Source organism: Desulfobulbus rhabdoformis (genome assembly GCF_016919065.1).
Classification (GTDB): Bacteria; Desulfobacterota; Desulfobulbia; order Desulfobulbales; family Desulfobulbaceae; genus Desulfobulbus; species Desulfobulbus rhabdoformis.
This window is the reverse complement of sequence record NZ_JAFFQA010000016.1, coordinates 45,513-54,332: the sequence shown is the minus strand read 5'-3', so window position 1 is coordinate 54,332 and position 8,820 is coordinate 45,513. Positions and strand designations below refer to the sequence as shown.

The following is an 8,820-nucleotide window of genomic DNA, read 5'->3' as shown; positions in this document are numbered from 1 at the left end:
CAATACACATTCCCCTGAATCCGTGGGTATGGACTCTCACGGATTCAGAAACAGTACAAACAACATCTGGTTTAATTGGGCAAAATCATTTATTTTCTTCTTTTTTCACAATCAACTCCCTCAATCTGACCTTTATCCCCTTCTGGTAGCCTATCCATATGTCAATGGAATCATCGCCTAGCGAACAACAGCAGACAGTCAAACTCTGGCAAAAATTTTTCAGTGCTTCCAGTGAAACGGACTATTACCGCAACTGGCTCTCCCTCCAATGCCACATAGTCCCGCAAGCCAGGCAGGCGATACTTGTTCTCCGCCAAGATAAAGGGGTTGCTCCCATTGCCCAGTGGCCAGCAGTTGTTGAAGATCCCCAGCAATTTTCCTCCCTTTTTGAGCAAGTGCTGGAAGAGCGCTGTGGGCTGATTGATCCCCTTCCCGAGGCCGGTTGCTATCAAATGGCCTACCCCCTCATAATCGATGGAGAAATCAGCGTCATCCTGGCCTTGGAGGTCAGGGTACCCCGGGAAGAGGTCCTCCACCAGATTATGCGCCAGCTCCAATGGGGAATAGGCTGGCTGGAACTTTTTTTCCGCAGACGGCAGGTGGTGGAAAACGCAACCGTGCTCACCCGTCTCCAAAAAGCGGTGGATCTGTTGGCGGCAGCCTTTGGGGCAGACAATTTTCACAGCGCGACAACGGCCTTTGTCAGTGAGCTGGCTGTAGCCATGCAATGTGAGCGGGTCAGCCTGGGATTTGCCCATAACCGATCCATTCGCCTGGAGGCGGTTTCCCACTCGTCTCATTTTAATGATAAGATGAACCTCAGCCGGGCTATTGTTCAAGCCATGGAAGAGGCCATTATTCAGCGCAAAGAAATCGTTTATCCCCCCGAAACAAAGGCTGAGCTATCCATTCTCCGCGAGCATGAGCAGCTTGCACGACTGCAAAATAACTCGTGTATTGCCAGCTTTCCTCTCTACCATCACGAGCGCTATATCGGCGTGCTGAGTTGTGAGCGTCCCGAGGGGGAGAATTTCAGCCAAGATGATCTTGATTATTTTCGCGCTGTGGTGGCCCTGGTCACCCCTGCGCTTGAGCTTTTGGAAAAGCAGGAGCGACCACTTATCAAAAAGATGGGTGATGCAGCCCGCCAACAGCTTCGCAGGCTTTTTGGCCCCAGGTATGTTGGCCGTAAATTGATTGCAGCGCTCTTTTTGGGAGCTGTTGTCTTTTGTACTTTTGCCAAGGGCGAATACCGACTGACGGCACAGACCGAGCTTGAAGCAATGGTTCGTCGGGCTGTGGTTGCGCCCTATGACGGTTATATCGATCAGGCCCCGGCCCGGGCCGGTGATGTGGTTGATGCAGGCGCACTGCTCTGTACCCTGGATGATCGTGATCTGCGATTAGAGAGACTGGCTCACCTCAGCCAGAGGGCACAGCTCGAGCGCCAGCATCAAAATGCCGTGGCCAAATATGACAGAGCCCAGGCCACGATTATCAATGCCCGATTGGAGCAGGCCACTGCCGAGTTACGGCTCGTTGAAGCCAAACTCTCCCGCTCCCAGCTCAGCGCACCTTTTGCTGGACTCCTGGTGAGTGGTGATCTGAGTCAGCGTCTTGGAGGGGCGGTCGATAAGGGGGAGATCCTTTTTGAGGTGACCCCGCTCAGTGGTTACCGAGTTATTCTCCAGGTAGATGAACGCTGGATTGAGGATGTTCGGGTGGGGCAACTGGGAAAACTGGTATTGGCCTCTCGACCGGAATCCCTGTACCCATTTACGATTTCACAGATAACACCGCTTACCGCCTCAGAAGACGGTCGCACTTTTTTCCGGGTGGAGGCCAAACTGGATACAATCGATTCCGGTCTGCGCCCTGGCATGGAGGGCATCGGGAAAATCTCCATTGATCGCCGCCTCCTCATCTCCATTTGGACCCGTGAACTGAGAGAGTGGCTCCGGCTCTTTTTCTGGCGCTGGATGCCATGAGCCAACAACTCTTCAGCCGCTCCTGGTATAGGGTCGCCCCACTCAAACCACGGCTACGCAGTCATGTCCAGATTCATCGCCACACCTATCGCGGCGAAGACTGGTATATACTTCAAGATCATTTCACAGGTCGCCATCATCGATTTTCCCCGGAAGCCTATCAAATTATCGGTCTGATGAATGGTCAGCTGCGCCTGGATGCCATCTGGGAGGCGGCCTGCGCACGCCTGGGGGAGGACATGCCCACCCAGGATGAGGTCATCGGGTTGGTGGCCCAACTGCATCACTTTGATCTGTTACACACTGAGACCAAGCCGGATTTTGTCGATATAGAGCGTCGTCAGAGCCGCAATCGCCAGAGTCGGTTACGCCAAAGCCTGCGCTCGCCGATGTCGATCGTGCTGCCCCTGTTTGATCCGGAAAAAATGCTTGTGCGTGTGATGCCGCTTATTCGCCCCCTGTTGGGTTGGTTTGGGCTGACGCTCTGGTTGGCAGTGGTGCTCTGCGGTCTTGTCCTGGCAGGTATCCACTGGCAGGATTTGACCAACAATCTCAGCGACAGGATACTCAGCCTGGAAAATCTGGCGCTGATTGGGCTCATTTTTCCCTTTGTCAAAGTGGTGCATGAGTTTGGTCACGCTTTTATGATCAAACGCTTTGGGGGCGAGGTCCATGAAATGGGCATCATGCTTCTGGTGCTTTTTCCCATCCCCTATGTGGATGCGTCCACCTCGCTCTCCTTTCGTAATAAATATCAACGAATGCTGGTGGGAGCCGCCGGCATCATGGTCGAGCTGTTCCTGGCGGCCCTGGCCATGCTGGTCTGGGTGCAGATCGAGCCCGGCCCTGTACGTGCCATCGCTTACAATCTCATGCTGATCGGTGGCGTTTCCACCCTGCTTTTTAACGGCAATCCGCTGATTCGCTTTGATGCCTACTATGTGCTGACTGACTTTCTGGAGATCCCCAATCTCGGGAGCCGCAGCAGCAAATATTTTGGCTATCTGCTCCAGAAATACCTGCTCCACCATAGGGGGGTTGAATCACCGGCAACAACACCAGGAGAGGCGAGCTGGCTCTTGGCCTATGCTCTTGCAAGTAGCGTCTACCGAATTTTCCTTACTATTCGCATCATTCTCTTTATTGCCGGTAAATTTTTTTTTCTCGGTCTCGTGCTCGCGTTCTGGACTGCCGTAAGCATGGTCCTTTTCCCCCTGTCCCGCGCCTTTCATTTTCTGTTCAAGGATAGAGTTATGCAACAAAAACGCTCCCGGGTCATGACGGTGGTCGTGTTGCCCCTTATCCTCCTGGTCCTTGGTCTCGCTCTGGTTCCCTTTCCACTCTCCACCCTGACCCAAGGTGTAGTCTGGGCTCCTGATGAGGCCACAATCCACGCCAGAGCCAATGGTTTTGTCGAACAGATCCTGGTTGCCAATGGATCCCAGGTGACTCCCAACACTAAGATTCTTCAATGTCAGGATCCGGAACTGCAGCTCCGCATTGAGCTCCTCACGGCAGAACTGGGAGAATACAAGGCCAGGTACCAGCAGAGCCGTACCCAGGATCTCTCCCAGGCTGCTATTTTACAGGAGGAGGTGAGCCGGATTCAAACGGAACTCACCCGCGCCCAGGAACGGGCCAAGGATCTGATCATTCGTGCCGAGCTTGGCGGGCAGTTGGTCCTCCCTGAGGCCAACAGTCTGCAGGGACAGTATCTCCATCGCGGGGTTCCCCTGGGCTATATCCTTACCCCGGAACATTTGCTCATTCGTGTGCTTGTTCCCCAAAAAGATATCGATCGAGTTCGTGAACAGACCCTGAAAACAACGGTTCGTCTTGCTGAAAGACCTGAAAGAGAACTCGATGCAAGGATTATTCGTCAGATACCGGCAGCGACTCACCACCTCCCCAGCCTGACGCTGAGTCTTGAGGGCGGCGGCCCATTTGCCCTTGATCCCAACCATCGGGATGAGGCGCGGGTCTTTGACCGGCTGTTCCAGTTCGATTTACGCCTTGTCGAGCCGCTGGCAGACAAAATTAATCAGCGGGTGTATGTCCGTTTCCACCACCCGGCCGAGCCCTTGATCTATCGTTGGGCCCGAGGTCTGCGCCGAATTGTGATGCGTCGCTTTGATATCTGAGCCTATTGCTCTTAGTGTCGAGTTCCTTAACAGCACAAAAAGATGAAATTCTCTTCCCCCTACGAGGGCATAAAAAAACACCCCTGGACTCTACCTGGCAACGATATCATTATGTTTGGTCACTCTCTTTTTTCCCATCCCCCAGCTGACCACACGCTCAGACCGGAACAGGCTGATCGGGTCGAGACCAGTGTTGAGGGCGTTGTGTATGGGGTCCTAGGAAAAGTGCAGCCCCTCTTAAACCTCCGGTTGCGCCCTGCCCGTTTTATCGCACAGGTGGAACAGCTGGTCCCTGGATTCAGGCAACTCAGTGATGGGCAACTACGCCAAGAGGTCCTGGCGCTGGAGCAAAAGCTCCATCAAAATGGTCTTAAACCTTCCCTTGTTGCCAGAAGTTTTGCACTGATCCGTGAGACTTCCTGGCGGGTCCTCGGGCAACGCCATTACCCCTGCCAACTGCACTGCGGCCTGGCGCTGTTACACAATACAGTGGCTGAAATGCAAACCGGTGAGGGAAAGACACTGACAGCAACCCTGGCCGCTGCCACAGTGGCTCTTGCGGGAATGCCTGTCCATGTGGTCAGTGTCAACGACTACCTGACCACCCGTGATGCAGAGGAAATGGGGCCGCTCTACCGAGCCCTGGGGCTGGAGGTCGGTCATGTTGTCCAGGGAATGACTGAGAATGAACGGAAGAAGAGCTATCTGTGCCCCATCACCTATGTCACCAACAAGGAACTTGTCTTTGATTACCTGCGTGACCGCTTGACTCTTGGTGAACAGATTGGTCCACTACAAACCCTTGCGGAAAATCTATACCGAAAGACCAGTCGTAACCGGAGTCTACTGCTGCGAGGCCTGCATTTTGCCCTGGTTGACGAGGCCGATTCCATTTTGATTGATGAGGCCCGCACCCCTCTGATCATCTCAGGAAATGATGATTGCGGTGAAGAACGTCACCACCTGCAAAGGGCCTTACGTCTGGCCCAAGCCCTCATGGCCCCCCAGGATTATACGATCGACCATACGCGGCGCCATATTCGCCTCAGTAAGCAGGGAAAGGCGACAATCAAAAATCAGGCGAAAAATTTTGGTCCCTTATGGCAGGGGCTTGTCTGGCGGGAGGGAATCATAACCCAGGCGCTTGCGTCCCTACATCTCTATCACAAGGATGAGCACTATCTGTTACGTGAGGGAAAAATCGAGATTATAGACGCATTCACCGGACGGGTTATGCCGGATCGTTCCTGGGAACAGGGCCTCCATCAGCTTATTGAAGTTAAAGAGGGCTGTGCACTCAGCCAGCGGCGTACAACCCTTGCCCAAATTAGTTTCCAGCGTTTTTTTCGGAGGTATCTGCACCTTTCCGGGATGACAGGGACCGCTTCGGAGGTGCGCCGGGAACTCTGGACGGTCTATGGGCTGCCAACGCTTCGCATACCGCCCCATAGACCGGTACAGCGCATAACCTGCCCCACAGAAATCCTCCCCACCATCTCCCAAAAATGGGATGCTGTTATCAAACGTGTACAGGAAGAGCAGAGCAAGGGGCGGCCGGTACTCATTGGTACTCGCTCGGTGGCGGCCTCGGAACAGCTTAAAAGGAAGATGGAACAGGCGGGATTACCCCATCAACTCCTTAACGCCCGCCATGACGCAACCGAGGCCCAACTGGTTGCCAGTGCCGGGAAAAAGGGCAATATCACCATAGCCACCAATATGGCAGGGCGGGGAACAGATATTAAACTGGAATCCGGCGTCAAAGATCTGGGCGGCTTGCATGTCATCCTCACTGAACGCCATGAGGCCATGCGAATTGACCGCCAGTTAGCCGGACGCTGTGGCCGGCAAGGTGATCCGGGGAGTTTCGAAGAGATCGTCTCCTGGGAAGACGCACTTTTTCAGGAAACTCCCGCAGCGGACTGGATTAACCGATTGCGCCCTGCCCTCTCCTCCTGTGCGGGTCTCTGGTTGCTTCGCTGGGCGCAGAGGAGCCTGGAAAATTTTCATGCCCGCATGCGCACCGAGCTGTTCCGCCAGGACCAAAAACACAATGAATTACTCTCTTTTTCAGGGCGTCAGGAATAAATTGGAAATACGACGATGCCCTTTTCGGATAAACACTTCAACTCCACCCATCAAGGACAAATGACTATGCCCAAGGCTCAACTCTGGATCATTTTAGGCTGTCTTTTTTTAATACAAACCACAGCCTGGGGAAGTGAACCACTCACCCTTGAGGGTATGCTGGAACCAAGTGAGATTGTTGATTACAGCTGCCAATCGCCTGGAATACTCTCCAAAATTTATGTCGAACGGGGGGATACGGTAAAAGAAGGGCAACTCCTTGCCGAGCTGCAATCAGGTGTTGACCAGGCTATAGTCCAACTGGCGCGGGCCAAGGTGGAGTTTGGTCTGCGCAAAGCCAAACGTAACGAGGATCTCTTTAAGCAGAAGCTCCTTTCAGCCCATCAGAAAGATGAGCTGGAAACTGAAATCCGCCTGGCGCGGATGCAGTTGAAAGAAGCCCAGGAACGGTTAAAACTGCGTAAAATAAGAAGTACCATCAACGGGGTCATTGTCAAACGGACAGGAGCCCCCGGTGAATATGTCAACGAGCTGCCCTTTCTTACGGCTGCCCGCATTGACCCACTCAATGTGGAGGTCATTGTCCCTGCGGCCTTGTATGGAAAGATACAGGAAAATCAGAGCGCGGTTATCGAGCCAGATGAACCCATCGGCGGTCGCTATACGGCAAAGGTGGTGATTATCGATCAGGTGATTGATGCGGCCAGTGGTACCTTTGGGGTGCGGTTACTCCTTCCCAACAACCAGGGCAAGGTCCCGGCCGGGTTAAAATGCCGGGTATATTTTTCCGATACAGTCGCCCAGCAGGCTACCAAAAGTTAAGCAAAAACTCCCCTGAACAACTCTGTTTCAGGGGAGTTGTTTTTGAGATTGTCTCTTACTCTTTATCGGAAAGAGCCTCAATGGTTACCAGAACATCAACATCCTTGCCTATCAGGCCCATTGTATAAAATGCGCCACTCCCAACATTAAGGGCCAATCTATCCAAACTCAGGGTACCATTGAACCCGATCACCTCTTTTCCCTTTGCTGCAGGATGATCTTTGACTCCTGCCAATTGCAGTGGCAGAACCAGCTCATGGGATTTTCCTTTGACCCGCAGGGTGCCCGCCACATTATAGAGACCATTACCGGCATCTGTAATCGACCTTGAAACAAAGGTTATGGTTTTATACTTACCCGCATCGAAAAAATCAGAAGAAAGCAAATGCTTATCGCGTTTTGACTCACCAGTCTCCACCGAGCCGACCTTGATCGTATAAGAAAGACTGCTTGCTTGCAGGTCATCAGGATCAAAGGCAAGAGCAGCCTCTACATCGGTAAAGCGGCCATGCACCTTTGAAAAGATATGATCAATGCTGAAGTAGACGTTGGAATGGACTGCATCCACATCCCAGCTTCGGGCTTGCGCCCAAGCCTGCGGTACACTCAGGGCAAGTAAGGTTACACTCAGGAAAAGAAGACGAAAATATTGCATAGTATCCTCCATGAAGGGGAATGACTTTCAGGGAATCTTGAATAATTGCTTTTTCTGCCAATCCCGGCGTCATGCTTAAAATTTTATCCTCGGAATATCATGTATATGCCTGCGGTAAAATTTTGCGCAATCCTTGGCCTTGATTGAAAAATCTAATTATTCAAGACCCCCTTCAGGTTGAAGGGCGACGAAGACGCACCCTGAGACCAACAGCAGTGGCAAAAACAAATATACAAACAGCGATCAGGCCATAACGGGGGAGCCCGGATTGAAATGATTCACTGACAAAGAGCACATGTAAGGTAAGCAGAAGAAACAGACCATAGCCTAGGGAACGATGCAGCACACGCCAGCCGGCAAAACTGAGTTTCAGCTTGGAGCGAAACAGGGACAGAAGCACTGTCACCAACAAGAGTACCAAGGTGGCGGCCCCCAGCGCCTCCGGCCAATACTCCCATCCAATAGGGAGATTGGAGATGCCTTCCGGTGCGAGAACCAGCAGTACATGGCTTGTTGCCAGCACCGCCACAGCGATACCGTTTCTTCGATGCCAACGCATCAACGTTCCTGAACTGAACCCCTGGGTGAGAAAACCTGGGCGCAGGGCTAGAAGCACCTGCATAACAAGAAAAACAAGGGTGAGCAGGCCTGCAAACTGACCGATCTGCAACAGTATTTTAGCGAAACCAACCTTGTACCACAGGGTCTCGGTCGGATAGAAAAAAGGAACAGCAAGAGCGGCTGCGGTAAGAAGGGCCCCCCCGGCAATTACCAGAATTTTTTTGGTAATACTTTCACGGGGAGATTGGATTGGCTTGTTTTGTTGCACGATATTCTCTCCAGGGAAATGGAACAAATTCGACCAGCCGCTGCTAGACCTGGCAGTGGATGCCGCAATCATCGATCTTGGAAAGAATAATTCTCATTGTTTTAATGCAAATCAACACTGCATTTGAGCAAAGATTGTTTGCAGTCTTGCATACACAGCGAAAAGATTCAGGAGTACTTGCATCCGAGAGCATTCATAGGTGCGGCGGGTGAAGCTGAACAACAAGGGAATTTGTTAAAAATTTTTTGCCGCATCGCTCGAGGATGTTCTTCAGTGATCCGCCAGCCCTCACCGATT

Annotated in this window: 6 protein-coding genes; 4 read left to right on the top strand and 2 right to left on the bottom strand. The window is 52.5% G+C overall.

Features of this window, described 5'->3' with window-relative positions; translation table 11 throughout:
• The first annotated feature begins 164 nt into the window (after nucleotides 1-164).
• Genes JWJ90_RS10445 through JWJ90_RS10430 form a run of 4 tightly spaced genes read left to right on the top strand, consistent with a single transcriptional unit; the run spans nucleotide 165 to nucleotide 7,039 of the window.
• Nucleotides 165-1,988, top strand: a complete 1,824-nt coding sequence (locus JWJ90_RS10445; protein ID WP_205227167.1) for a GAF domain-containing protein — start codon at nucleotides 165-167, stop codon at nucleotides 1,986-1,988.
• A complete protein-coding gene (locus JWJ90_RS10440; RefSeq protein ID WP_205227166.1) occupies nucleotides 1,985-4,129 on the top strand; it encodes an efflux RND transporter periplasmic adaptor subunit in 2,145 nt (714 codons plus the stop codon). Before JWJ90_RS10445 ends, JWJ90_RS10440 begins: the two co-directional genes overlap by 4 nt.
• A 42-nt stretch (nucleotides 4,130-4,171) precedes the next feature.
• Nucleotides 4,172-6,217: a preprotein translocase subunit SecA gene (locus JWJ90_RS10435; RefSeq protein WP_240194874.1), complete on the top strand. Its 2,046-nt coding sequence runs from the start codon at nucleotides 4,172-4,174 to the stop codon at nucleotides 6,215-6,217.
• Between the two features lie 15 nt (nucleotides 6,218-6,232).
• Nucleotides 6,233-7,039: an efflux RND transporter periplasmic adaptor subunit gene (locus JWJ90_RS10430; protein ID WP_205227165.1), complete on the top strand. Its 807-nt coding sequence runs from the start codon at nucleotides 6,233-6,235 to the stop codon at nucleotides 7,037-7,039.
• Between the two features lie 55 nt (nucleotides 7,040-7,094).
• Here the strand turns inward: JWJ90_RS10430 and JWJ90_RS10425 are convergent, their stop codons facing one another.
• Together JWJ90_RS10425 and JWJ90_RS23565 are read right to left on the bottom strand one after the other, a co-directional pair.
• The gene (locus JWJ90_RS10425; protein ID WP_205227164.1) at nucleotides 7,095-7,694 is read right to left on the bottom strand and encodes a YceI family protein; all 600 of its coding nucleotides are present in this window, start codon (nucleotides 7,692-7,694) and stop codon (nucleotides 7,095-7,097) included.
• Nucleotides 7,695-7,866: 172 nt separating this feature from the next.
• The gene (locus JWJ90_RS23565; protein ID WP_205227163.1) at nucleotides 7,867-8,523 is read right to left on the bottom strand and encodes a ferric reductase-like transmembrane domain-containing protein; all 657 of its coding nucleotides are present in this window, start codon (nucleotides 8,521-8,523) and stop codon (nucleotides 7,867-7,869) included.
• Between the last annotated feature and the right edge of the window lie 297 nt (nucleotides 8,524-8,820).

Excerpts from the sequence above, each read along its gene's own strand:
- JWJ90_RS10440 (WP_205227166.1), top strand. The coding sequence starts at position 1,985 with ATGAGCCAACAACTCTTCAGCCGCTCCTGGTATAGGGTCGCCCCACTC.
- JWJ90_RS10425 (WP_205227164.1), bottom strand. The coding sequence starts at position 7,694 with ATGCAATATTTTCGTCTTCTTTTCCTGAGTGTAACCTTACTTGCCCTG.
- JWJ90_RS10445 (WP_205227167.1), top strand. The coding sequence starts at position 165 with ATGGAATCATCGCCTAGCGAACAACAGCAGACAGTCAAACTCTGGCAA.
- JWJ90_RS10430 (WP_205227165.1), top strand. The coding sequence starts at position 6,233 with ATGCCCTTTTCGGATAAACACTTCAACTCCACCCATCAAGGACAAATG.
- JWJ90_RS10435 (WP_240194874.1), top strand. The coding sequence starts at position 4,172 with ATGAAATTCTCTTCCCCCTACGAGGGCATAAAAAAACACCCCTGGACT.